Source organism: Actinomadura oligospora ATCC 43269, assembly GCF_000518265.1.
GTDB classification, from domain to species: Bacteria; Actinomycetota; Actinomycetes; order Streptosporangiales; family Streptosporangiaceae; genus Spirillospora; species Spirillospora oligospora.
This window is the reverse complement of the sequence record NZ_JADG01000016.1, coordinates 114,782-139,086: the sequence shown is the minus strand read 5'-3', so window position 1 is coordinate 139,086 and position 24,305 is coordinate 114,782. Positions and strand designations below refer to the sequence as shown.

At 73.3% G+C, this 24,305-nt stretch carries 15 protein-coding genes; 8 read left to right on the top strand and 7 right to left on the bottom strand.

Annotation, left to right across the window (positions count from 1 at the left end; translation table 11 throughout):
* Positions 1-14: 14 nt before the first annotated feature.
* From P696_RS58340 to P696_RS47770, 3 genes are all read left to right on the top strand, one after another.
* Positions 15-1,097 carry a class I SAM-dependent methyltransferase gene (locus tag P696_RS58340; RefSeq protein WP_051468099.1) on the top strand — a complete coding sequence of 361 codons (1,083 nt, stop codon included), beginning with the start codon at positions 15-17 and terminating at the stop codon, positions 1,095-1,097.
* 113 nt (positions 1,098-1,210) lie between these two features.
* Entirely contained in the window at positions 1,211-2,725 is a 1,515-nt protein-coding gene (gene cysC, locus P696_RS0124455; protein WP_026414395.1) for an adenylyl-sulfate kinase, read from the top strand.
* 148 nt (positions 2,726-2,873) lie between these two features.
* On the top strand, positions 2,874-3,851 hold the full coding sequence (locus tag P696_RS47770; RefSeq protein ID WP_084338058.1) for a sulfite exporter TauE/SafE family protein: 978 nt from the start codon (positions 2,874-2,876) through the stop codon (positions 3,849-3,851).
* A gap of 757 nt (positions 3,852-4,608) precedes the next feature.
* On the opposite strand, the gene P696_RS47765 is transcribed toward P696_RS47770, so the two are convergent.
* From P696_RS47765 to P696_RS0124430, 3 genes are all read right to left on the bottom strand, one after another.
* Positions 4,609-5,892 carry an MATE family efflux transporter gene (locus P696_RS47765; RefSeq protein ID WP_051468098.1) on the bottom strand — a complete coding sequence of 428 codons (1,284 nt, stop codon included), beginning with the start codon at positions 5,890-5,892 and terminating at the stop codon, positions 4,609-4,611.
* Positions 5,892-8,603: a hypothetical protein gene (locus tag P696_RS0124435; protein WP_026414393.1), complete on the bottom strand. Its 2,712-nt coding sequence runs from the start codon at positions 8,601-8,603 to the stop codon at positions 5,892-5,894. Before P696_RS0124435 ends, P696_RS47765 begins: the two co-directional genes overlap by 1 nt.
* Positions 8,604-8,996: 393 nt before the next feature.
* Positions 8,997-10,133, bottom strand: a complete 1,137-nt coding sequence (locus P696_RS0124430; protein ID WP_026414392.1) for a glycosyltransferase family 4 protein — start codon at positions 10,131-10,133, stop codon at positions 8,997-8,999.
* A 158-nt stretch (positions 10,134-10,291) separates the two neighbouring features.
* Here P696_RS0124430 and P696_RS47760 point away from each other — a divergent pair, with 158 nt between their 5' ends.
* Positions 10,292-11,437: a DUF1972 domain-containing protein gene (locus P696_RS47760; protein WP_034486602.1), complete on the top strand. Its 1,146-nt coding sequence runs from the start codon at positions 10,292-10,294 to the stop codon at positions 11,435-11,437.
* A 425-nt stretch (positions 11,438-11,862) separates the two neighbouring features.
* Positions 11,863-12,666, top strand: a complete 804-nt coding sequence (locus P696_RS0124420; protein ID WP_026414391.1) for a phosphotransferase — start codon at positions 11,863-11,865, stop codon at positions 12,664-12,666.
* 386 nt (positions 12,667-13,052) lie between these two features.
* Here the strand turns inward: P696_RS0124420 and P696_RS47755 are convergent, their stop codons facing one another.
* Both P696_RS47755 and P696_RS58330 read right to left on the bottom strand, forming a co-directional pair.
* A complete protein-coding gene (locus tag P696_RS47755) occupies positions 13,053-14,702 on the bottom strand; it encodes a PQQ-binding-like beta-propeller repeat protein (RefSeq protein WP_051468097.1) in 1,650 nt (549 codons plus the stop codon).
* A 268-nt stretch (positions 14,703-14,970) separates the two neighbouring features.
* Positions 14,971-18,291, bottom strand: a complete 3,321-nt coding sequence (locus P696_RS58330; protein ID WP_051468096.1) for a LamG-like jellyroll fold domain-containing protein — start codon at positions 18,289-18,291, stop codon at positions 14,971-14,973.
* Positions 18,292-18,506: 215 nt separating this feature from the next.
* On the opposite strand from P696_RS58330, the gene P696_RS0124405 reads away from it, so the two are divergent.
* Together P696_RS0124405 and P696_RS47745 are read left to right on the top strand one after the other, a co-directional pair.
* Positions 18,507-19,079, top strand: a complete 573-nt coding sequence (locus tag P696_RS0124405) for a hypothetical protein (RefSeq protein ID WP_026414390.1) — start codon at positions 18,507-18,509, stop codon at positions 19,077-19,079.
* Positions 19,080-19,082: 3 nt separating this feature from the next.
* A complete protein-coding gene (locus P696_RS47745) occupies positions 19,083-20,840 on the top strand; it encodes a right-handed parallel beta-helix repeat-containing protein (protein ID WP_051468095.1) in 1,758 nt (585 codons plus the stop codon).
* 68 nt (positions 20,841-20,908) lie between these two features.
* Here the strand turns inward: P696_RS47745 and P696_RS0124395 are convergent, their stop codons facing one another.
* Positions 20,909-21,817, bottom strand: a complete 909-nt coding sequence (locus P696_RS0124395; RefSeq protein WP_026414389.1) for a sulfotransferase — start codon at positions 21,815-21,817, stop codon at positions 20,909-20,911.
* Positions 21,818-21,864: 47 nt separating this feature from the next.
* Between P696_RS0124395 and P696_RS47740 the strand changes: the two genes are divergently transcribed.
* Complete coding sequence (locus tag P696_RS47740) at positions 21,865-23,271, top strand: O-antigen ligase family protein (RefSeq protein ID WP_170026568.1); 1,407 nt, start codon at positions 21,865-21,867, stop codon at positions 23,269-23,271.
* On the opposite strand, the gene P696_RS0124385 is transcribed toward P696_RS47740, so the two are convergent.
* Complete coding sequence (locus P696_RS0124385) at positions 23,212-24,291, bottom strand: YncE family protein (RefSeq protein ID WP_026414388.1); 1,080 nt, start codon at positions 24,289-24,291, stop codon at positions 23,212-23,214. The genes P696_RS47740 and P696_RS0124385 overlap by 60 nt on opposite strands.
* Between the last annotated feature and the right edge of the window lie 14 nt (positions 24,292-24,305).

Genomic DNA, 24,305 nt, shown 5'->3' with positions numbered 1-24,305 from the left:
TACGCTGCGCACTTGTGACCGAACCGCGCACGACACCGGTCAACCCCGGCGTCCTGTTCTCCGAACGCGTCCGGCAGTACTCGGCCGAGCGTCCGCGGTACCGCCTGCAGCTGCTGGAGGCGGGCTGCGGATGGGGGCACCCGCTCGACCTCGGGCGGATCGACGTCCAGACCACCGGCGTGGACCTCGACCTGCCCGCGCTGCGCGCCCGGACCCGCGCCCGCCCCGACCTCGACGCCTGGCACCTGGGCGACCTGCGGGACGTCCCGATGCCGCCGCGCGCGTTCGACGTGGTCCACGCCCCCTACCTGATCGAGCGGCTGCGCAACGCCGAGCTGGTGCTCGACCGCATGGCCGCCGCGCTCAAGCCCGGCGGCCTGTTCCTGGTCCGGATGCGCGACCGCGACACCGCCTTCGGCTTCCTCGACCGCAACGTCCCCGACCTGCTACGCCGCTTCGCCGCCCGCGCCGCGTCGAGCCGCGTCCCCCGTCCACGTCTGGCCGCCTCCCGGCGCGTCGTACGCGAACCCGAACACGTCCCCGGGACACTCGGCCCCGGCCCGGGCGGAGGCGCCCGGCTCGACGACGCGACCCCGCCGGACGGTCTGCCGGTTCAGCATGCAGCGCCGGACGGCCAGGCTGTGAACGATCCGGCGTCGAGCGGCGCGATGGCGGGGGGCGCGTCGCTGGACGGGCGGTTCGCGGACGGCGCGCCGCCGGACCGTCGGCTGGACGGCCGGTACATGGTGGGCACGGGGGCGGGGAGCGTGCCCTCCGGGCGTGCCTCGGCTCGGCGCATGGTGTCCAAGAACGTGGAGGGGGACGGGGTCATCCTGCTGCCGCCGCCCGCGCCGACGGTGTACGACCGGGTCGCCTCGCGGGCCGGGATGGAGTGGTACTGCGGGATGCGCGGCCTCGTCGTGGCCGAGCAGTACCTCTCGCGGGACTGTATGACCGCCCTCGGGGCGGGGACCGGGCTGGTCGCCGCGGCGTGCCGCAGCGTGGCGACGGCGAGCCGGGGGCGGCTGACCGCCGCGCACTCCGAGGTGACGCTGGTGATCCGCAAGCCGGAGAACCGGTACGCCAGAGTGATCTGACGGAGCGCGGTGCGAGGTGCGCGGCGACCCGGAGGCTCGGTAAATTTCTGCGGTAAACCCCTAGTGACCTGGATCGGCCCGGCCGTCTGCGCCGGGCGGGATCGGAGACCGCGGTGACCGCCGAAGCCGGCCTTCCCGACATGCTGCGCGACCTGCCCACCTGGACGCCCGACCCGGTGGAGCTCGCGGATCTGGAGCTGCTGCTGTCGGGCGTGTTCCGGCCGCTTCCGGGCTTCCTCGGGTCGTTCGACACGGCGATGGTGATCGCGGGCGGGCGGCTCGCCGACGGAACGCCGTGGCCGGTCCCGGTCACGCTGACCGTCCCGAAGGAGCTGACCGCGCACGACCGGGTCGTCCTGCAGGACCCGGAGGGCGTGCCGCTGGCCGTCCTGACGGTCGGCGAGGCGTGGCAGGACCCGACCACCCAGAGCTGGCGGCTCGCCGGTCCGCTGGAGGCCCTGCGCGCGCCCGCGCATGGGCCGTTCCACAGGCTGCGCCGCCGTCCGGACGAGATCGAGCCTGCCGAGGGCCCGGTGTTGGCCGTCGCCACTCGCGAGCCGCTGCATCGGCGTGGCCTCGGGCAGGTCCGTCAGGTCGCGGAGAGGCTGGGCGCGCGCGTCCTGGTCCTGCCGCTGCTGAGCGGTGGGCATGACGAATCCCTCGTGCGCGCGCTTCTTGCCGTCCGGCGGGAACTGCCGGACGGCACTCAGGTGATCCCGGTGCCGCTGCCCGCCCGTCCCGCGGCCAACGGCCACGCGCCGGACGGCGCCAACGGACGCGACGCGGACGCCGAACGCGACACGCTCCTGCGCGCGCAGGTGGCCGCGGCCTACGGCGCGACGCATCTGCTGGCGTCCGCTGAGGTGGAGGGCACGGCGATCCCCGTGGTCGTCCCGGAACCGTGGGCCTACGACGCGGACGTGGAGGTCTGGCGGCCTCTCGCGCGCATCGAGCCCGACCACGTCAAGGCGGAGCTGACGGTCGAGCGGCTCGGCGAGTTGCTCGACCGCGGGGAGCCGATCCCCGACTGGTTCACCCCGCCCGCCGTCGCCGCCGAGCTGGCCGTGGCGCGCCCGCCGAAGCACGAGCGCGGCCTCACGGTGTTCTTCACCGGACTGTCCGGATCGGGCAAGTCGACCATCGCGCGCGGCGTCTACGACGCCGTCGTCGAGCGCGGCGGACGCACCGTCACCCTCCTGGACGGCGACGTCGTCCGCCGCCTGCTCTCGGCGGGCCTGACGTTCTCGCGCGGCGACCGCGACCTGAACATCCGCCGCATCGGCTTCGTCGCGGCCGAGATCACCCGGCACGGCGGCGTCGCGGTGTGCGCGCCGATCGCGCCGTACGCGGCCACGCGCGCCGAGGTCCGCCGGATGGTCGAGGCCGCGGGCGACTTCGTCCTCGTGCACGTCTCCACGCCGCTGGAGGAGTGCGAGCGCCGCGACCGCAAGGGCCTGTACGCCAAGGCGCGCGCGGGCCAGATCCCCGAGTTCACCGGCGTCTCCGACCCGTACGAGGAGCCCGAGGACGCCGACCTGGCCCTCGACACGTCCCAGATGACGCCGGACGAGGCCGTCGCGCGCGTCGTCGGGCTCCTCACCGAGGGCGGCTGGCTCCGCCCGGAGTAGACCTCCTTCCACGGCGAGGAGCCTCCTGGCCGGGGTTCGTCCGCCCGGGTTTCGTCTGGTCAGGGTTTCGTCCGCCCGGGGTTTTGTCGGGCGGCGAACCCTCGTACCCTGATACCGGGTTTCCCGATATGTCTGGTAGGTCATGCCGATGCACTTCGATTGGACGATGGCCGGCGGCTCGTTCCTCGTCGCCGTCGTGGTCGGGCTGACCGGCATGGGCGGCGGGGCGCTGATGACCCCGATGCTGGTGACGTTCTTCGGGGTCAGCCCGCTGGCCGCGGTCTCCAGCGACCTGGTCGCGGCGGCCGTGATGAAGCCGGTCGGGAGCGCCGTCCACCTGCGTCGCGGGACGGTGAACCTGCGCCTGGCCGGGTGGCTGTGCGTCGGCTCGGTGCCCGCCGCGTTCGCCGGGGTGCTCGTCGCGCGCGCCCTCGGGGACGGCGCGTCCGTGGAGAACGTGGTGCAGAAGGCGATGGGCGTGGCGTTGCTCGTCGCCGCCGCCGGGATCGTCCTCAAGGCGTGGCTGACGCGCGGGCGCGCGTCCGACGAGCAAGACGAAGGCACCGCGCCCGACATCGCCGTCCGGCCGGTGCCGACGGCCCTGGTGGGCCTGGTCGGCGGGCTGGTGGTCGGGATGACCTCGGTCGGGTCCGGGTCGCTCATCATCGTGGCGCTGCTGACGCTGTACCCGGCGCTGCGCGCGAACCAGCTCGTCGGGACGGACCTGCTCCAGGCCGTGCCGCTGGTCTTCTCGGCGGCCCTCGGGCACCTGCTGTTCGGCGACTTCCACATGCAGGTCACGGCGGCGCTGCTCGCCGGGTCGATCCCTGGCGTCTACCTGGGGTCGCGGATCTCGTCGCGCGCGCCGGGCGGGATCGTCCGGCGGATGCTGGCGTTCGTCCTAGTGGTGTCCGGCCTGAAGATGTTCGGCGTTCCGGCCGTCCCCCTCGCCTGGGTCATGGTCGGCATGGCCGTCGCGGGCGCGGCGTTCTGGGCTCTGTCCCGCGCGCGTGCGCGAGCCCGTGGCCCACGGCAGGACGGCTCCGGCGGCGAAGGCGAATCCGGACAGCAGCAGCCCGGAGACCAGCCAGCCACCGGCCACGTCAGTGATCCAGTGGCGACCTAGGTCGAGCCTTGTGTAGCCCTCGACCACCCCGGACAGCACGACGAGCGTGAACGCGGCGGTGATCCAGCGCGGGCTCGACGCCCAGCGCATTCCTCGTGCGCGCGCGTACTGGAAGATGAGGAAGACGCAGAAGCCACCCTGCGCGAGCAGCCGCATCGTCGCACCGGACGGGTACGTTCCCGGGTTGGTCGGCGGGTGCCCCCGGTCCACGAGCGCGGCGAGCGCGAGCTGGCCCCAGTACTGCGTCACGAACATCGCCGCGATGAGGACGACCGGAACCCATCGGCGTCGCCGTGCCAGAAGCAGCGTCACGACCATGGACGCGATCGCGAAGTACCGGGTCGCGGGACGGTCGCCGATCTGTGTGAGCTGCGCCATCAGGCTCGTCCAGCCGCCGTGCAGCCGGTGCGCGGCGATCCAGTCGTAGACCGGCCGGTCGATCGCGTGCTGTCCGAAACGGAAGGCGACCAGCCGTCCGAACGGCCACGCGACGACCAGCGTCGTCCCGATGACCGCCGTGCCGATCAGCGCGAACGCCGCCCAGGGGCCGAGCGTCCGGACGAGTTCCGCGCGCGCGTCGAGGAGCCTCCGCCGAACGCGTCCGACCGGGTTCGCGCCGTTCAGGGCGTCCGCGACCGTCCCCACCAGGCCGGGACGGACCAGGAAGACCGCCCCGGCCACAAGGACGGCGGCGAGCACGACCGCGCCGCAGAGCACAACTGGCATGCGGCAACGATAGCCACCCGGCAATCCGGAGCTATCCCGAAACCTCGTACACAGCGGCCCTTTCGGGCGTTTCCGCCGGGCGCGGATCTTCCCGGCGCAGCAGGAACCAGAGCAGCGCCGCCGAGACCAGCCCGCCGCCACCGAGGCAGTACGGCGCGAGCGCCGCGTGACCGGGCGCCGCCGCGAGCAGGACGAGCAGCACCAGCAGCCCGAACGCGCTCTCCACGCCGCGCACCGCGAACACCGTCCGGGACTTCTTGCGCGCGGTCGCGAGGCTCGCCAGCGGCAGCGTGCAGGCGAAACAGACCGCGTACAGGCCCCATCCGGCGAGCGCCGTCCGGTTCACGTCGAAGGAGCCCCCGGTCACGACCGGGCCGAGCCAGTCGACCAGGACGATCCCGCCGAGGCTCAGGACCAGCGCGATCCCGGCCATCAGCCCGCAGGCGCGCAGCGCGGCGCGCGCGGGCATCGGCCTGCCCTCCCGCTCGGCCTTCGCGAAGTCGCCGAGCAGGAACCAGCCCGCGCCGTTCACGAACGTCATCGCGGGCGCGAGCAGCAGCCGCGCCGCCTCCACCCCGGCCAGCGCCGCGGTCGACGCGAACGCGGCGATCATGATCCTGGCCAGCAGCAGCGCGCCCGGCCGGACCCCGGCCTGCACCGACCGCCACCAGGCGAACTCCAGGATCCCCCGCAGCGCCGTCCCGCGCAGCGGCGCGCCCGCGTACTCCTCGGCGGGCAGCCGGAGCCGGGCCAGCGCGATCGAGGCGACGCAGCCGACGCACATCGCGCCGAGCAGCAGCTCGACCGAGCCGTCCACGCCGGACCCGACCGCGATCCCGAGCGCGGCGAGCGTCACCACCAGGTAGGACGCGTCGTTGAGCGTGAGCCGCCAGAACTCCATCCGCGCGGTGAAGATCCGCCGTCCGGTCTCGTTCAGCAGCCACAACGCCACGAGCAGCGCGAACAGCGCCGTCCCGGCCGCCCCAGCGAGCCCCATCGCGACCGACACGACCGCTCCGACCAGCGCGCCCGCCGTGACCGTCCCGGCCACCGACCAGATCAGCGCGCCCCGGACCTTCGGGTCGAACCGGTCGAACACCGTGAGCGTGTCCCCGACGAAGCTGGTCTGCACGGACGTGATCATGACCAGCACGGCGAAGAACAGGGCGTACGCCCCGTACCCGGACGCCCCGAGCGTCCGCGCCGCGAGCGACTGCACCACCAGGCTGCCGCCCGCCGTGACGAACTGCACCGCCACCGCACCGCCCGCTGACGACAGCAGCTTGGCGGCCTTCCCCTTGAGACCCTTGCCCATCAGTCGAGGTCGTACCGCTTCGGCGGCGTCTCCCCGGACGCGTCCTTGGAAACGTCGCCGTCCTGAGTGTCCTTGGCGTTCTTAGCGTCGGCCGCCTTCCGGCCCGATTCGTCCTTGCCCGCCTTGGACGAGGCGTCTCCCTTAGCGGAACCGGACTTCCCCGGGTTCGAGCCCGACTTCCCTAGGCCGACCGCGGCGAGCATCTCGTCGTCCACAATCCGGAGGTCTTCCACCGTCCGTCCGGGGTCTCCCGCAGAATCGGAAGTGCCCTCACTCCAGAGGTCCACGGGGATGCGCGATCCGGCGTCCTTCCCGCTCGGCGTCCCCTCCGGGGCGCCCTCCCCCTCGTCCTTGCCCGCGGTCCGCGGCGGCGTGGAGGCCAGCCCGGTCTCCAGCGCCTTCGCCGGGTCGCGGAACGATCCGTCCTCCCGAGAGGAGCCACGCGAATGAGACCCACCGGAACGCGACCGTCCCCCGCTCCGCCGCGACCGGCCGGAAGCGGCAGGCGCCCCGTCATCCCCGGCCGAAGCACTCTTGCCCGACTCGGCCCCGGTGTTCGAGGCCCCGAGCTCAGGGGCCCTGCCGAAGCCACTCTCAGCCGCCGCATCCGCCCGCGAACCCCCGCTCAGCGGATCAACGCCGAGCGGATCCGCAGCGTCGGCCCCCCGTCCGGCGGAGTGCCGTCCTCCTCCGGACCGTGCACCGGCGACCCGCCGCCCGTCCGGATCCGAGGCCCCTCGCGTCCCGAACCCCGACCCGTCCCCCCGAGAGGAGCCCCCACCAGCCGAATCACCAGCCCAAGCCCCATTCCCCCCAGCCACATACGTGTCCCCGGCCACCGACTCCCGCCCACGCGCCCCAGACGCGCCCGCGCCCGACCCCGAACCCGCGCCACCAGCACGCGAGCCGCTGTCACCGGAGTAAGAGTCGGTACCCGCAGCATGCGAGGCAGCGCCATCCACAGACGCGCCGCTCCCACGCGCGCTGGTGCCATCCGCGGACGGGCTCGCGCCAGTCGAGCCGGACGCGTCCGCGCGCGAGGCGCTGTTGGTGCCGTAGGAGCTGGTCGCGTCCGCGCGCGAGCCGGGGGCCGCCGTGTACGCGTCAGCGCCCGCCGCACGCGTGCTGGTGCCGTCCACGGACGGGTCGGTGCCGCGCGAGGTGGTGCCGTTCGCGCGAGAGGCCGTGCCAGTACCGAAGGAGCTGGTCGCGTCCGCGCGCGAGCCGGGGGCCGCCGTGTACGCGTCAGCGCCCGCCGCACGCGTGCTGGTGGCGTCTGCGGACGGGTCGGTGCCGCGCGGGGTGGTGCCGTTCGCGCGGGAAGTGCTGCTGGTGCCGTAGGGGCTCGTTGGGTTCGTGTGCGAGCCGGTGGCCGCCGTGTAGGCGTCGGGGGTCGCTGCGCGGGGGTTGGGGGCGTCCAGGGACGGGGTGGTGCCGCGTGGGGTGGCGCCGTTCGCGCGTGAGGCGGTGGTGTCTGCGGGCGGCGCGCTGCCACGGGGGGTGGTGTCTGCGGGTGGGGTGGGGGGGTTGGTGCGGGGGGTGCCGTTGGTTCGGGGTGGGGTCGTGTAGGCGTTCGTCGGGTCTTGGCGTGAGGGGGTGGCGTTGGTGTAGGCGGTGCCGGGGCGGGGGGCGGCGGAGTCCGCGGAGGGCATGGGGGGGTTGCTGCGGCGGGGGGAGGTGTCGCCGTGCCGGGGGTAGGTGTCGGCGTGGCGGGGGGAGGTGTCGCCGCGGCGGGACGGAGGGGTGGCGTGCCGGGCCGAGTCGGTGCGGTGGTCGGGGTAGACGACCGGGTTCGGGGACGTGTGGCCCGCGGGAAGTGCGGGACGGGAGGTGGGGCCGTAGACCTCGTCGTCGGACCAGACGGCCTCGATGCGGCGCTCGGGGCCGCCGGGGCGGGAGCCCCGGGGGCCGCGCCGGAGCGGGCCGCCCGAGGTGGCGCGCAGGAAGGAGATGACACAGGCGAGGATCGCGCCGATGGCCAGGCCGATGACCGCGTTCTGCGGCAGCTGGTTCGGGGTGGACCCGCCGGGGTCGGCGCTGTCCACGAACTGCACGCCGTCGTTGGCGTTGGCGCGGGCGGACAGGACGCCGCTCTCCTGGGACTGGAGCTTGGCGAGGTTGGCGGCCAGCACCCGGCCCTCGCGGGTGGTCGAGGGGGTGCTCTCCAGGGAGCGGGTGATCTCGCGCTCGCTGTTCTGGATGTTCTTGAGCTGGGTGTCGAGCTTGGCGGTCGCGGTCGCGATCGTCTGCTCCTGGTACGCCTGGACGACCGCGTTGGCGATCAACGCGGCCTCGGGCACGTCACCGCCGGAGGCGCTCACGATCACCACGCCGCTGTCGGGCTTGGTGGAGGTCTTCACGCGTCCGCGCAGGGCGGCGGCGGTCAGGGCCGGGCCGTGCTTGGCCTTGATCAGCTCGGAGGCGCGGCCGAGCACCGGGGCGGAGCCCGCGAACGCGGCGCGCTGTGCGGTGTAGGCGGCGTAGCCGGGCCCGGACACCACGCCCTGCCGCAGGACGTTGTTGTTGTTCGTCGGGTCGGTGACGGCGAAGCGGGCGGTCGCCGTCGCGCCGCCGAGCAGGAACGCGGTCGCCGCGACCGAGGCGAGCACGCAGGCCACCACGATGAGGGACGACATCAGCCGGTAGCGCCACACGGCCTCGACGAGACTGATCTCGGAGGTCGCCGGAGGGGCGGGGTTCGGTGCGGTCATCGTGCTGCTTCTCATCCTCTGGGCGGTCGGGCAGATCCTTGCGGAGGGTGGACGAAACGGTCGGGGGGCGAGAAGGCAGGCTACGCGCTCGCCGCCGTCGCGTTCATCCCGGCTCGGTTCTCGGGAGCGGGTCGAGGCTCGGCATCGTGGATCGTCGTCGCTGGTCGGAGGCAGTGGCTCGGTCGCGGGGACGAAGTTCGCGGTTTGACGGGGGTCGCGGGGGCGAAGTTCGCGGGGACGGGGGACGTGGGGGCGAAGTTCGCGGGGACGGGGGACGTGGGGGCGAAGTTCGCGGGGACGGGGGACGTGGGGACGAAGTTCGCGGGGACGGGGGTCGCGGGGACGGGGGGCGCGGGGGAAACTCGCGGGGACGGAATCGGCTCGGGCTCCGGATCACGGTGTGGGGGCGGTGAGGGCGGTGACGGCCTCGCGGAGTTCGCGGTGGTAGCGGGCGGTGCCGAAGCGGGCGGCGGCGTCCGCGCGGGCTCGCTTGGCCATGGTCAGGGCGGAGTTCCAGTCGTCCAGCAGGCGGGTGATGGCGTCCGCCAGGGCCTCGGGATCGTCGGGGGCGACCCGGACGCCGGTCTCGCCGTCGACGACGATCTCGGTGAGGCCCTGGGTGGCGGAGACCACGACGGGCCGGCCGGCCAGCATCGCCTCCACGGCGACGTTACCGAACGGCTCGACCCTCGAGGGCACGATCGCGACGTCCGCTTCGGCGAAGGAGGCCCACACCAAGGGGCGGAAGCCCGCGAACTCGATCGCCGGGCTGCCCCCCGCGAGGGTGCGCAGCTCGTCCTCGAACCACTCGTAACCTGGGAAGACGTCCCCCACGAGGGTCAGGTGGACGGGGACGCCGCGGTCGTGCAGGAGCCGGACGGCCCGGACCGCCACATCTGTCCCCTTGCGGGGTGACAGCCGTCCGACCAGGACGATACGGGCCTCGCCGGACAGTTCGGCGCGGGGTTCGGCGACCGGCCCGGACGGCTCGTCCACGCCGTTGTAGATGATCTGGGCGCGGCGGCCGGCGGAGCCGAGGGCGGCGGCGCTGGCGCGGCTGTTGACGATCACCGAGCGGGCCAGGCGCAGCGGCGCGGCGAGGGCGGCGCGCACCGGGCCGGGCACGCCGTCCTCGGCCTCGTGCACGTGGCAGAGCGCGGGAACGCGCGCCAGCCGCGCCGCGACCAGCCACAACGGGATCGTCACGGTGTTGACGTAGAGGGCGGTCGCGCGTTCGCGGCGCAGCAGCCGCCACGCGGCGGGCAGCGTGCGGGCCGAGTCGAACGCGAGCCGCAGCATGCCCACCGGGGTCATGTACGCCTTGCGCAGGACGGGTACGGGAGTCACCTCGACGCGGGCGCCGGCGTCACGGAGCGCCTGCGCCAGGGGGCCGTCCGCCGGTAGCGTCACAAGGACGTCCTTGTCGCGGACCAGGCCGCGGACGGATTCGACGAGCATCCGGTCGGACCCGTAGAGATCCGGTGACGGATGCGCCAGCACCACGACGGGTCTGGTTCCTCGCTGGCCCACGCTTCCCCTTCCGCCGCGTCTGGCAGGCTTTGATACAACAGACTCCCGCAACCTTCAGATTAACTCCGCATTACCCCCTGGATGCGCGAGGCCCGTCCGGTCCTCCCCGCCGGTCCGGGCAGCCTCAGGGACCGCTATCGACGCATCGGAGGCTCCCCGTGCGCATCGCCATGATCGGCACCCGAGGTGTTCCGGCACGCTACGGCGGGTTCGAGACCGCCGTCGAGGAGATCGGACGCAGGCTCGCCGACGCCGGACACGAGGTCACCGTCTACTGCCGGGGCGAACGGCATCCGGACCGCACCTATCTGGGGATGCGGCTCGTCCACCTCCCGGCCGTGAAGAAGAAGGTCGCCGAGACGCTCAGCCACACCGCCCTGTCGGTCACGCACGCCGCGGGCCGCCGCGTCGCCGGGCGCGGCCCGGACGCGGCGCTGGTGTTCAACGCCGCGAACGCGCCGCTGCTGCCCGTCCTGCGCGCGATGCGCGTCCCGGTCGCCACGCACGTGGACGGCCTGGAGTGGAAGCGCACCAAGTGGAGCGGCTCGGGGCGGCGCTACTACCTGGCCGTCGAGCGGCTGGCCGTCCGCTGGTCGGACGCGCTGATCGCGGACGCGATCGGCATCCGCGACTACTACCGGGAGAAGTTCGGCGCGGAGTCGGTCTTCATCCCCTACGGCGCCACGATCCTGGACGGCGCCGACACCGGCAAGCTCGCCGAGGCGGGGTACGAGCCGGGAGGGTTCCACCTGGTCGTGGCCCGGTTCGAGCCGGAGAACCACGTCCACCTCGCGGTCGAGGGGTACCGGCGCAGCGCGGCGCGCAAGCCGCTGGTCGTGGTCGGATCGGCCCCGTACGCGGACGAGTACACCGCGCGCGTGCGCGAGCTCGCGGGCGACGACCCGCGCATCACCTTCCTCGGCGGCGTCTGGGACCAGGACCTCCTCGACTCCCTCTACGCGGGCGCGCTCACCTACGTCCACGGGCATTCGGTGGGCGGGACGAACCCGTCCCTCCTGCGCGCGATGGGCGCGGGCGCGTCCGTCCTCGCCTACGACGTGAACTTCAACCGCGAGGTCCTCGGCGAGGACGCGGGACGGTTCTTCGGCGATCCCGCGGCCCTCGCACGCGAGCTCGAGGCCGCCGAGGCCGACCCGGGCCACGCCGCCGACCGCGGCGAGGAGGCCCGCAAGCGCGCCGCCGAGCGCTACGTCTGGGACGACATCGCCCGCGACTACGAGCGCCTCTGCGAGGACCTCGCCGAACGCCGCCTGACCCGCCGCACCGTCCGCCCCAAGCCATGACCACCAACCGAACCCCAGCCCCCAAGCCTCCCGCCCAGCGACCAGAAGACCCACAGCCCACACCCCCGCAGGCCACCCCCGCACAAACCCCAGGCCCACAGGCCACAACCACGCACCCCCCGAGCACGCAGGCCACCCCCGCACAAGCCTCAAGCGCGCAGGCCAACCCCGCACAAGCCTCCGGCGCGCGGGGCGCGTCCACGCAGCCCCCAAGCGCGCAGGGCACTCCCGCACAGGCCTCGAGCGCGCAGGGCGCGTCCACGCAACCCCCGAGCGCGCAGGCCATCCCCGCGCCGGCCTCCGGCGCGCGGGGCGCGTCCGGGCAGGCCCGAGGCACGCGGGGGGCGTTCGTGCGGGTGCCGGGGGGTGGGAATGTGTTGGTTCCTGTTTCGTCGCGGCGGGCGGCGATGGCGGGGGTTTCGTTGTTGACGAAGTCGAAGCCGGTCGCGGTCGCGGCGCAGTGGGCCTTGTACGGGGCGGTGGCCGTCGTTGGGCCGCGCATGCTGCCCGGGGCGCGCACGTCGTGGGAGGCGCCAGGTGACGCGTCGCTGTGGCAGGACGTCGCGGACGGTGTCGGCGGCTTCGACGGCCTAGCGGTCTACGAGCGTCCGCAGGCATCGCGTACCGGCGTAGCGGCGGTACTACTGCGCGCAGGTCATCCTGTCGGTTTCCTGAAAGTTCGCGAGGACGCGGGCGAACTCGACCGGGAAGAGCGTGCACTGCGCGCGTTCGCGAACGGCTGCTCTCCCGCCTTCCGCGTCCCGCTGGTGCTGGGACGGGGCGAAGCGGCGGGCAGCCACTGGATGGTCATCGAGGCCATGCCGCCGCGTCCGGCGCGTCCCGTCCGGAAGCCCGATCTCGCGGGGGTCGTCGAGGCCGTCCAGGAGGCTCTCGGTTCCGTCCTGCCGCGCGGGGACGCTCCGGAAGGCTGGCGTCCCATGCACGGGGATCTCACCGCGTGGAACCTGCGGGTGTGCGGTCGCGGGCTGCCGTGGCTGATCGACTGGGAGGACGCGGCGTGGGCTCCCCCGCACGCCGACCTCGTCTACCACCGCGCGACCACGAGCGCCGCGCTCGGGGCTCCGCTGGGGACGCTGCCGCCCGACGTGTCCGAGGCCGCCGCCTTCTGGACGGAGCGCGTCGCGCGCCGCGCGGGCGGAGACCACGACGCGGCCCTCAACCAGCGTCTCCTCGACATCCTCCGCGCCCTCCGGCCGACGAACGCCTGACCTGACCCGACGCACCGCACCCACGTCCCCCGCACCGCGCTCGTCCCAGCGCCGCAGCATGCGGCGGCAGCCTGAGGCGGACCGACGCGCGTGGTGGCGGGCGACGCGCGTCGTGGCGGCCGACGCGAGGAAACCGCCGCCGTACCGAGGGGCGGCCGACGCGAGGAAACCGCCGCCGTACCGAGGGGCGGCCGACGCGAAGAAGCCGCCGCCGTACCGAGGGGCGGCCGACGCGAGGAAACCGCCGCCGTACCGAGGGGCGGCCGACGCGAAGAAGCCGCCGCCGTACCGAGGGGCGGCCGACTGGAGAAGCCGCCGCCCTAGCGGGGGGCGGTCGACGTGGAGAAGCCGCCGCCCCTTGGTAGGGGCGGCGGCTTCTTCGTGGTTCAGCGGGTGACGGTGTTGGAGGCCGGGGTGGTGTAGGTGTTGCCCAGGGCGTCCTTCACGCGGATCTTGTAGGTGTGCCTGCCCTTGGGGGCGGCCGTGTCGGTGAAGCTCAGCGACGGCGTCGTCCAGAAGGTGGACGCCTTGGTCACCGTGCCGATCGCCTTGGTGCCGCCGTCACGCAGCACCTCGTAGGTCAGGCTCGCGTTGTCCATGTCCCAGGTGGCCGTCCAGCGCAGCGCGACCTTGCCGGACGAGACGGACGCGCGCGGGGCGGCCATGGTGCGCGGGCCGGTCTTGTTCGGGGCCTTGGTGCGGACGCCGAACCGGACGAGGCCCTGCTGCGCCTTGCCGTTCACCGACGGGAACTCGCCGCCCAGGGCGATGATGTTCGCGTTGCCGGTGATCGCCCACGCGGCCTGGAACTGCTTGGTGAACGTGCCGGACGCCAGCGTCGGGAACCAGTGCAGCAGGCTCGGGATCGGCTGCTTGCTGTAGTTGCTGTTGCTGCCCGGCTCGCTCTTGTCGCGGCCGGTCGGGGCGGTCGTCTCGGCGAGCGTCCGGTGCCAGGAGGCCGGGATCGTCTCCTCGAACGCTCCGAGGGACGAGCAGTCGTGCGCGTGCGAGACGCTGTACACGGTCTTGCCGAGCGGCAGGATCGAGTAGGTCGCGCCGTAGCAGTTGTCCAGCCAGACCAGGTCGCCGCCGTTGGCCTTGGCGGCGAAGCGGCCGTCGTACCAGTGGTGGCCCTCGCCGTCCGCCGCGCCGAACACCGTGTCGCCCTGCACCTGCAGGTCGGTCACGTAGGAGAAGTTCAGGCCCTCCCGCGACGGGATCGGGCGGCTGCTCCACGGGGCCAGGGAGCCGTTGGAGGTGTAGACGGCGCCGACGCCCACCTTGGGCTGACCGTCCAGGTTCTGGAACCGTCCGCCGATCAGGACGGTCTTGCCGCCGGGGGCGAGCGCGAGCGCGAACACTTCGTCGTCGTCGGCGGTCGGGCGCCAGGTGTCGACGTTGGCGCCGTTGGACGCCTTCACCGCCGCGAGCCGGGTGCGGGCCTTGCCGTTCACGTTGAAGAAGTTGCCGCCGAAGTAGACGGTCGAGTCGGTCGCGGCGATGCCGCGGACCTTGTTGGACACGACCGGCTTGAACGTGTCGACGAGCTTGCCGGTCTTGGTGTCGAACGCGGCCAGGCGAGTGTGCGCCTTGCCGTCGACGGTCGTGAACTCGCCGCCGACGTAGACGCGCTTGCCGTCCGGCGAGGCCACGATCCGCAGGCCCTGGCCGTTCAGCTTGTGGTTGAACGTCGTGACGAGGTTGCCCGTGCTCAGGCTGAACGCGAGGAGGTTCTGCCGGGCGACCTCCTTGGCGTTGCCCGGCTTGGTGCCCGGCGGGCGCGCCTTGGTGAAGTTGCCGGTCGCGTAGACCGTGTCGCCGACCGTCACCATGCTCCAGACGACGCCGTTCACCTGCCAGGTGGGCAGCGGGTCGGCGGTCACCGTCGCGGGCGTCCCGGACGGCGGCGCGGTGTCGGCGGTCGCGGCTCCGACGGGGACGAACGCCGCGCCGAGCAGCGCGGCCCCTCCGGCGAGCGCGACGCCGGAGCGCCTGATCCGGCGGGTGGACGTTTCTGGTCGCGTGTGAGCCCTCACGAATCGCTTCCCTTGTGCCCCGGAGACTCGGTGGCCGCTCGGCCACCACGGTCAGGGGGTGATCGTAGTACTTGTCCGCATTCGCCTCAGTGCATCCCGGAGAATAGACAGCAAAGAGGGCGAGTCCCCTGTATGAGGGCCCGCCCTCGGACGCGGAGGGCGCCCGGCGGACCGCCGGACACCCCCGAAATGGCTCGCCGGAGCCGAAGGACTCGGAGCCGGACGACTCATCCGGGGCCGCGGCGACGCGCGACCCCGGATGCCCGGATCAGGGGGCCAGGCGGTCCGCCCGCAGGTCATCCAGCGAGAGACGCACCGGAACGGCCGTGTTCTTCGCGGTGTAGGCCCGCACGCCGACGCCGCCCGCGCGTTGCAGCGCGGCCGTGGTGTCGGTCATGGAGAGCGTCCAGGCGGCCGGCTCGGACTGCCCGGCGACCCAGACCTTGGCGCGCAGCGTCGTCGGGGCCGTCCCGACCGCCTGGACGCGGACGCGCAACCGCGTCCACGCCTTGAACGCGATGCCCGCGACGGCCTTCTCGCTGCCGATCGCGGTCTCCGCGCCGGCCGCGTTCGTCCGGCTCAGCCGCAGGTAGACCTTGCCCGCCGCCATCCGGACGCGGGCCCGGTACTCGCCCGTGGCGGCGATCGTCCGGGGCGTCCCGTAGGCGGCGACGCCCGCGCCGGACGGGTCGCGGTCGGACGAGACCTGGAAGGTCAGGTCGTTGCTGGCCGACGACACCGCCTTCAGCCCGGCGCCGCCGAGCGCGCCGGTCTTGGTCATCTTGATCCAGCCGACTCCGCCGCTGGTCGAGAACGTGCCGCCGTAGACCGTCCACGCGCCGCCCGGCGTGGTGGAGCCCCAACCGGACGCGACCGTCCGGGCGAACCCGTCGGTGACCAGGTTCTGCGGCTTGACCGCGACGGTCCCGGTGAACTCGGTCGCGACGTCCTTGTCGTCGGTGACCTTCAGCTTGACCGTGTAGCTCCCGGCGGCCTGGTACAGGTGCACGGGCTTCACGCCGGTACCGGTCGTCTTGTCGCCGAAGTCCCAGGTGTAGGACTTGATCGAACCGTCCGCGTCGGTGGACTTCGCCGCGTCGAACGTGCAGGACAGCTGCGCGCAGGACGGGTCGAACGCCGCGACCGGCGGCACGTTCGGCTTCTCCAGGCCGGTGCCGACCGCGAAGTGCCGGTGCAGGACGGCGCTGGTCAGCGCGGACGGGTAGTAGGCCACCTCGTCGATGTCGCCCTTGAAGTACGAACTGCCCGCCTGCGGCCAGCTGGCGAGGTTGTCGCCGCCGATCCGCCAGTAGCCGTCGTAGTTCTGCCCGAACGTGGTGTCGGCGTCGGCGGACTCCTGCTCGCCGTCCACGAACAGCTTCATGCCCGCGGACGAGCCGAGCGTCGCCGCGACGTGGTGCCACTTGCCGTCGTTCAGACCGGACTTGCTGCGCACCGTCTTGGTCTGACCGTCATAGACGCCGAACATCACGGAACCGTCGCCGGTCATGTACAGCTGACGGTCATAGGTCGAGCTGAGTCCCGACGCCTTGTCGCCGAACCCGACGATCTTCCCGCCGGACGTGGACGTGGTCCTGACCCAAGCCTCGAGGGTCAGGTCGTCCGGGGCGGGCGTGGGCGCTCCCCCGGCCGTCCCGGCGGACGAGCCGTCGAAGGTCCCGGCGTGGTCGTCGTCCTCGGCGATCGCGCCCTGCGCGTCGCGGCTGACGCCGGAGCCCGCGGTCAGGTCGCCCCCGCCCGCGTAGTCCATGACCTTGCCGGACGCCTCGCCCAGGCGCCAGTGGCCCGCCGCGCCGTCCGCGGCGACGATGTCGGTGTACCAGCCGACCTTGCCGTCACCCGGCCGCGCCGCGTTGGACACCGCGCTGCGCGTGGAGTTGCCCGAGGGGTCCTTCACCTTGACGGAGTAGGTGTGGTCGACGCCGGGCGCGGCCGTCTTGTCGACGAACGCGATGGTCGGACGCTTCCAGAACGTCGACGTCCGGGTGACCGACCCGACCGGCGTGGTGGCGTTGCCGTCCCGGTACACCTCGTAGGTGAGGGCCGGGTCGTCCATGTCCCAGGTGGTCTGCCAGTTGACGCGGACACGGCCGCCGGGCAGCGACGTCGCGGTCGGCGCGGCCGGGCTGGCGAAGCCGTCCGGACGCGGGCCGGTCTTGTTGGGGGCCTTCGCGCGGCTCGCGAACCGGACGAGGCCCTGCTGGGGGTTGCCGTTGACGCTCGGGAACTCGCCGCCGAGCGCGATGTAGTCATCGCTCCCGGTGATCGCCCAGGCGGCCTGGCCCTGGCCGGTGAACGTGCCCGCCAGCAGCGTCGGGAACCAGTGCATCAGGCTCGGGACGGGCTGCCGGTTGTAGTTGCTGTTGCTGCCCGGCACGGAGTGGTCGACGCCGGTGGGGTCGGCGGTCTCGGCGAGCGTCCGGTGCCAGGTGACGGGGCTCGTCTCGCGGAAGTCGCCCGTCGAGGAGCAGTCGTGCGCGTGCGAGACGCTGTAGACCGTCTTGCCGCGCGGCAGCATCGAGTACGTCGCGCCGTAGCAGTTGTCGAGCCAGACGAGCTTGCCGTCGTCGGCCTTCGCCGCGAACCGGCCGTCGTACCAGTGGTGGCCCTCGCCGTCCGCGGCGCCGAACACCGTGTCGCCCTGGACCTGCAGGTCGGTGACGTAGGAGAAGTTCGTGCCCTGCCTGGACGGGATGGGCCGCGCCTCGAACGGCAGCGTCGCGCCGCTGGACGGGTCGACCTGGCCGACGCCGACGTGCGGCTCGCCGTTGATCGTCTGGAACCGCCCGCCGACCAGGACGCCGCCCTTCGGTGCGATGGCCAGCGCGAACACCTCGTCGTCGTCCGCCTTCGGCGCCCACGGCAGGTTCGACCCGTCAGACGCCCTGACCGCCGCGAGGCGCGTCCGGCCCTGGCCGTTCACGTTGAAGAAGTTGCCGCCGAAGTAGACGGTCGAGTCGGTCGCGGCGATGCCGCGGACCTTGTTGGACACGTCCGGCTTGAAGGCGTCCACGAGGGCGCCGGACGCGGTGTCGAACGCGGCGAGGCGGGTGTGCGCCCTGCCGTCCACGGCGGTGAACTCGCCGCCGACGTACACGCGCTTGCCGTCCGGCGAGGCCACGACGCGCAGGCCCTGGCCGTCCAGCTTGTGGTCGAAGGACTTCACGAGCTCGCCGGTGCTCAGGCTGAACGCGAGGAGGTTCTGCCGGTCGACCTCCTGCGTCCCGGGGGCCGCGCCCGGCGGACGGGCCTTGGTGAACTTCCCGGCCGCGTACACCGTGTCGCCGACGGTCGCCATGCTCCAGACGACGCCGTTCACCTGCCAGGTGGGGAGCGGGTCCGCGCTGACCGTGGGCGGGGTGGCGGCCGAGTCGGCGGCCGTGCTCGACACGGTGGCGGAGTGCTGCGGGTCCACGAGGACGATCGCGCCCGCGACGGCGGTGGCCAGCGCGACGCCTCCGGCGAGCGCCGCGCTCCGCCGGGACGGGCGGGGGACGCCGGGGACGCGGCGCCGGGCGTGGTGTCCCGACGAGCCGGAGGTGAGTCGTCGATTCAGACGAACATTCACAAGCGGGGATCCTCCACAAGAAGGGAGCGGGGCGTGACAACAGCCCCCAGAAGTAAGCGTTAGGTTAACGATTACCGGTCGGTCGGCCCCCGGGGGTGCGGGCAATGCGCCTGAATCGTGACCAGGGGTCCCGTCCGTCCGCCTAGACTCGTACGACCTCCCCCAAGCCTGGCACGTCGGCCGGGCGCGCCCCCGACCCTCGAGGAGTTCTCCCCATGGCCGTTCCGCGTTCGCTCCGAGTCGCCCCGGTCGCGGTGCTGACCGTGGCGCTGGCGCTGACCGGCTGCTCGTCGGAGAAGAAGAAGGACGCCAAGCCCGGACCGCCTCCCCCCGCGCCCTCCGAGCAGCCCGAGGAGCAGGCCAACGCCGCGCCGGGCGCGAAGGCGGTGACGATGTCGGGCGGGCTGACGAAGCCGGTCACCTACAGCGACAAGGTCACGGTCGCGGTCAGCGGCGTCCGGTATGTGAAGAACCGAAAGCAGGGGCCGGGCGAGGTCACCGGGCGGACCCTCACCATCTTCACGCTGAAGTTCACCAACGGATCCGGGCAGGCGCTCGACCTGAACGGCGTGAAGGTCGTCGCGAAGTACGGCGCGGGAAAGCAGACCGCGAGCCCGACGTCCTACGCGAACCTGAACGACTTCTACGGGACGGTCAAGCCCGGCGCGAGCAAGTCCGCCTCGTACGCGTTCGACCTGCCCAGCCAGGGGTACAAGTCGGTTATGCTCGGCGTCTCGTTCGACGGCAAGCACAAGACGGCCCTTTTCACTGGCGCGATCCACCCCTAGCCCATGCGCATCAGCCGTACCGCCCGGGTGTGGATGGGCCTCGCGATCACCGTCCCGGTCGTCGCGGGCGGCGTCATCGGCTGGCAGCAGGCCTTCCAGGACGACCCGGAGAGCAGGCCCCGCGCGGTGAGGACCAGCCCCGCGCCGCAGGCCGAGGCGGGCGCGGGCTCGCTCCCCGTCGGACGCACCTCCTACAGGATCCCGCACGGCGCGGTGATCGTCGCGCCCAACGGGAGCGACGCCGCCTCCGGATCGCCGTCCGCGCCACTGCGCACCCTCGCCGCCGCGATCACGCGCGCGCCCGAAGGCGGCACGATCGTGCTGCGGCGCGGCGTCTACCACGAGTCCGTGACCGTCCCCCAAGGGCGACGGCTGACCATCCAGGCGCATCCAGGCGAGGCCGTGTGGCTGGACGGCAGCTCCCGCGTCACCGCGTGGAAACGGTCCGGATTGGTGTGGGCGGCGAGCGGCTGGACGTACCGCTTCGACGCCAGCCCCAGCTACACCAAGGGCGCCGGGGACGGCACCGACGAGGCATTCAAGTTCCTCGACCCCGCCTTCCCGATGGCCTCACACCCCGAGCAGGTCTGGGTGGACGGCGTCGCACAACGGCAGGTCGCGTCCGCGGCCAGGGTCGGGCCCGGCACGTTCTTCGCGGACCTGCGCGGACGGCGGCTACTGCTCGGGTCCGACCCGTCCGGGCACGAGGTGCGGGCGAGCACGCTCGAGGAGGCCGTCACGCTCGGCGGCGCGGGCTCGGTGCTGCGCGGCGTCGGCGTCCGCCGGTACGCCACGTCCATCCCGCAGCTCGGCACGGTCAAGGTGCTCGCCGCGAACGTCACGGTCGAGAACCTGACGGTCACCGACTCGGCGTCCACCGGCCTGTCGGTGGACGCGCCGCACGCCCGGCTGCGCGGGATCACCGCGCTGCGCTCGGGGATGCTCGGCATGCACGCCAACTACGCCGACGACCTGCGGATCGAGAACGTCCTGTCGCGCGGCAACAACACCGAGCACTTCCGTCCCGCGCCGGTCTCCGGCGGCATCAAGATCACCCGGACCCGGAAGGTCGCCGTCGTCGGCGGGGTCGTCGCCGACAACCGCGGCAAGGGCCTGTGGTTCGACGAGTCCGTCCAGGGGATCACGGTCACCGGGCTCCGCGTCGTCCGCAACACCGACCACGGCCTGGTGCTGGAGCTCTGCGCGCAGGCCGTGGTCGCCGACAACGTCGTGGGCGACAACGGCGAGGACGGCCTGAAGATCAACGACACCTCGTTCGTCCGGGTCTGGAACAACACCCTGACCCGCAACGGCCGCGACCTGCACCTCATCCAGGACCACCGCGCCGACGACCCGACCGCCCCGGCGCACGCCACCGGCAGCGACCCGCGGCGTCCGCCCGACCGCGCGATGACCTGGCGCATCGGCCAGATCACCATCGCGAACAACCTCATCGCGCTCGGCCGCGACGACTCGTCCTGCCTGCTGTGCGTCGAGGACACCACCCGCCGGCGCGACGCGTCCCAGATGGGCCTCACCGTCAACGGCAACGCCTACTCCCGCCGCGACGCCGACCACCCGCGCGCCCTGGTCGTCTGGCCCACCGGCAAGGGCGACCCGAAGAGCTTCGAGGACAAGGCCGCCTTCCGCGACGCCACCGGCCAGGAGCGGAGCAAGACCCCGCTCCCCCTCCCCGCCGACATCGCCACCCTCCTCAAGAAACCCACCGGCACCACCCACCAGGGCGCCTGGCGCACCTGACCCACCCCGCCCCCGTCCTTGCATGGGAGCGGGCCTCAGCACGCCGTGCGGCGCGAACGATGCACGACCTAGGGCTTGGTCCAGGGGAGGTCGCGTTCCAGGAGCTTCTCGAGGTCGGCGTTGAAGGGGGCGAAGTGCTCCGCGAGCGACCTGCGGGTGGTGTCCTTCAGGTCGGCGCTGGGGGCCGGGTTCCAGACCTTGGACGCGGCCTTCGGCAGGACGGCCGGGGGGAGGCCGAGGAAGGTCGCGACGCCGTCGATGGCGCGCTGCTGGTCGGCGTAGAACTCCTCGGCGACCAGGACGTGGACGCGTTCGGGCGGGAAGTGCAGGAGCCAGCGGCGCAGGTGCGGGGCGTACTCGCTCTGCGCCCGGTACGACTGCTGCTCGTGGGCGTAGCTGCGGTAGCCGGGGACGGTGCGGATCTTCTCCTCCTCGCCCGCGAGGCGGTCGCTCTCGGCGGCGAGGGCGTCCTCGAAGGTCTCCAGCTCCTCGGCGTGCTGGCGGCGGCGCTCGCGGTAGTGCGAGAAAGCGCGCTCGACCGGGTCGCGCAGGATGAGCAGGATCCGCGTGTCCGGGACGTCGCGTCCGGCGCGTTCGGCGGCGAGCGGGTGGAACAGGTAGTAGGGCGAGCCCTCCCCGACCACGACGGGCCCGCCCGCCCGCTTGGACGCGGCGCGCCGAGCGGCGATCGCCGGGAAGTGCGAGCGGTACCAGGCGTCGCCCTCGTCGTAGTGCGAGTCGAAGTAGTGGACGCCCTTGGTGTCGTTGCGCTTCGGCAGGATCCGCGCGCTCGGGAACAGCGGCATGATCCGCGGATGCTCGAGCAGCCCGTAGTACAGCGACGTCGATCCGCCCCGTTTCGCCCCGATCAGCAGGAAGTCGGGACCGGGCCGGAGCGCGGCGGTCGTCATTCCGTAGCGGCGGATCAGGGTGCGTCCGGCGCCGATGACCGGTTCGGGGAGGAGGTCGCGTTTCACGCTGACAGCGTAGTTGCGCCCGCGCCCCCGCCTATCCTGTGATGGCGATGCCTTCCCTTTTCCCCCGTCCCGCCGTGCCCCGCCCCGCCGTGGTCCTCGAACTGGGCCGCCGCTGGGCCGTGCTCCTGCCGATGGCGTTGATGCTGGCCAGCGACTACAAGCTGCGCAGCCGTCCGGTGGACGAGACGGTCGGCGGCAGCCCGGACCTGACGGTCTTCCTGGAGATCGCCGTCTACGGCCTCGCGGCCCTGTACCTGTACCTCCGGTTCGGCTTGCGCCCGCCGGTGCGCCGGACGACCGGCCTGCTGTTCGCGGCGTGGGCGTTCACCGGGTACGTGGCGATGTCGGCGCTGTGGTCGCCGTTCATGTCGCTCGGGGCGGTCCGCGGCGTCCAGCTGATGGTGACGATGGCGCTCGTCCAGGTGCTGGCGACGCGGGCGACGGTCGCCGACCTGCACCGGCTCGCGCACGCGTTCGTGATCGTGGTGCTGGCGTCCATCGCGATCGGCGTCGCGCACCCGTTCCCCCGGACGCCGCAGACCCTCACCCGGTTCAACTGGCTCTACGTCCACCCGGTGATCGCGGGCGTGTACCTCGGCATCGCGGTGCTGCTGGTGTTCGGGCTGCTGATCCGCAGCCGCGTGTACGGGGAGCGGGCGCGCGGCTGGCCGCCGCTCGTGTACGCGGGCGTCCTGCTGGTGCTGATGGGCGCGCTCGTCGCGACCGGGACGCGCGGCGCGGCGGCGGGCGCTGCGGCCGGGCTGGTCGTCCTGATGGCGACCTCGCGCGGCCCGCGCGGGCGGATCGACCTGGTCGTGCTCGGCGGGGCGGTCGGCGCGGTCGGCGTGCTGGCCTTCTCCGACAAGATCATGGGCTTCGTGGCGCGCGGCGAGACGGCCGACAAGCTCGCGTCGCTGAACTCGCGCACCGACCTGTGGACGCTCGCCATGCGCGCCTACAGCGAGAAGCCGATCTTCGGGCACGGGCTGGGCGCGTCCCGCGGGCTGTTCCTCCAGGACATCGGGCTCGGCGGCGGGCACAACGCGTTCATCAACGCGCTCGTCGACAACGGGACGGTCGGCACGGCGCTGTTCGTGGCGCTGCTGCTGACGCTCGGGACGGTGCTGCTCACCCTCGTCCGGCGCAGGGACCTGCGCGGCGACGCGGGCACGCTGCTCGGCATCCTGGCGTTCTTCCTGGTGGACGGCATCACCACCGAGGGCCTCGCGATGCCCGCGAACGTGTCGGGCATCTGGCTGCTGCTCCTGGTCGCGTGGACCGAGGCGCTCCGCCGTGGCCGTTACCGGACGGCCGAGACGCCTGAGACGCCCGGCACGGCCAGGACGACGGGCACGGCCAGGACGACCGACACCGGCGGGACGCGCATCATCGTGTCAGTCGCGGACGCGCCGACGGCGGCCCCGCAGATAGAGTCCCCCACCCAGCACCCCTAGCAGGGCGAGCCCGGCGAGCGACCCGGTCCCGAGCATGCCGCCCGGCACGGTCTCCTTCGCGGAGTGGTACTCCCCCACGGGATCGGACACGGCGCGTCCGGCGGGTGGGGTGGACTTCCCCGCCTTCGGCTGGGGGCCGTCCGTCAGGGGCAGGGCGACGACGCGCGGGCGCGCGCCCGCCTCGGCGATGAGGACGCGTCGTCCGTCCGGCGCGACGGCGATCGCGTCGCCCCTCGCGCTCGTCCTCAGCACCTGGGTGACCTTGTCGCGGATCCCGGCGAGGACGCGGACGTCGCCGGTGCCGCGCAGCATGACGCGTCCGTCCGGGGCGAACGCGCCGCCACGCACCCCGAACGGCAGCCGCCGCACCCCGGTCAGCCGGTTCACGACGCGCGAGCCGAGCGCGGCGGGCAGGGCGTACACCGACGCGGCGCCCGCCGCCCGGGTCACGACGTAGAGCCGTTGCTCGGCCGGGTCGCCGATGATCGTCCCCGCCTGGTGCGCGCCGTCCGGATAGGCGACCTGGTACTTGCGGGCGGCGAGCGCGGCGTCCACCAGCTTGGCCGGTTCCGGCACCCTGTACAGCGTGAGGGTGTCGTGCCTGGCGCCCGACGCGGTCAGGTCGGCGAGGTAGAGCGTGCCCGCGCCACCGTCGCCCTTGACGATCGCGAGCGTGTCCCACCCGCGCGCGCCCGGGACGGTGTACGACGCCTTCGTCCTCCCGTCGTCGCCGACGGCGAACAGGCGGTTCCGGCGGGCGTCGAGCGTCCACCAGACGTCGGGGTGGGCGATGCCCCTGGCCAGCGCGCCGGGGTCGGAGAGGCGCGGGTCGGAGGTGCGGAAGGCCACCGACGCCTGCGGCGAGGAGGTCGGGACGGGATCCGGAGCGGCGGTCGCCGCCGGGGCCTCGGCCGCCGCGACCAGTCCCGCGACCGACACCGCCACGGGGACCGCGAGGGCCCCCGAGCGCAGCGCGGCGGACGTGCCCGTCCGCGCTCCGGCGGAGGTGCTGGATCGCACGATGTGACCTGCCT

What these genes read in the sequence shown, in the direction of transcription:
- P696_RS47740 (WP_170026568.1), top strand. Translation starts at nt 21,865, where the DNA reads ATGCCTTCCCTTTTCCCCCGTCCCGCCGTGCCCCGCCCCGCCGTGGTC.
- P696_RS47745 (WP_051468095.1), top strand. Translation starts at nt 19,083, where the DNA reads ATGCGCATCAGCCGTACCGCCCGGGTGTGGATGGGCCTCGCGATCACC.
- P696_RS0124405 (WP_026414390.1), top strand. Translation starts at nt 18,507, where the DNA reads ATGGCCGTTCCGCGTTCGCTCCGAGTCGCCCCGGTCGCGGTGCTGACC.
- P696_RS47770 (WP_084338058.1), top strand. Translation starts at nt 2,874, where the DNA reads ATGCACTTCGATTGGACGATGGCCGGCGGCTCGTTCCTCGTCGCCGTC.
- P696_RS0124435 (WP_026414393.1), bottom strand. Translation starts at nt 8,603, where the DNA reads ATGACCGCACCGAACCCCGCCCCTCCGGCGACCTCCGAGATCAGTCTC.
- P696_RS47765 (WP_051468098.1), bottom strand. Translation starts at nt 5,892, where the DNA reads ATGGGCAAGGGTCTCAAGGGGAAGGCCGCCAAGCTGCTGTCGTCAGCG.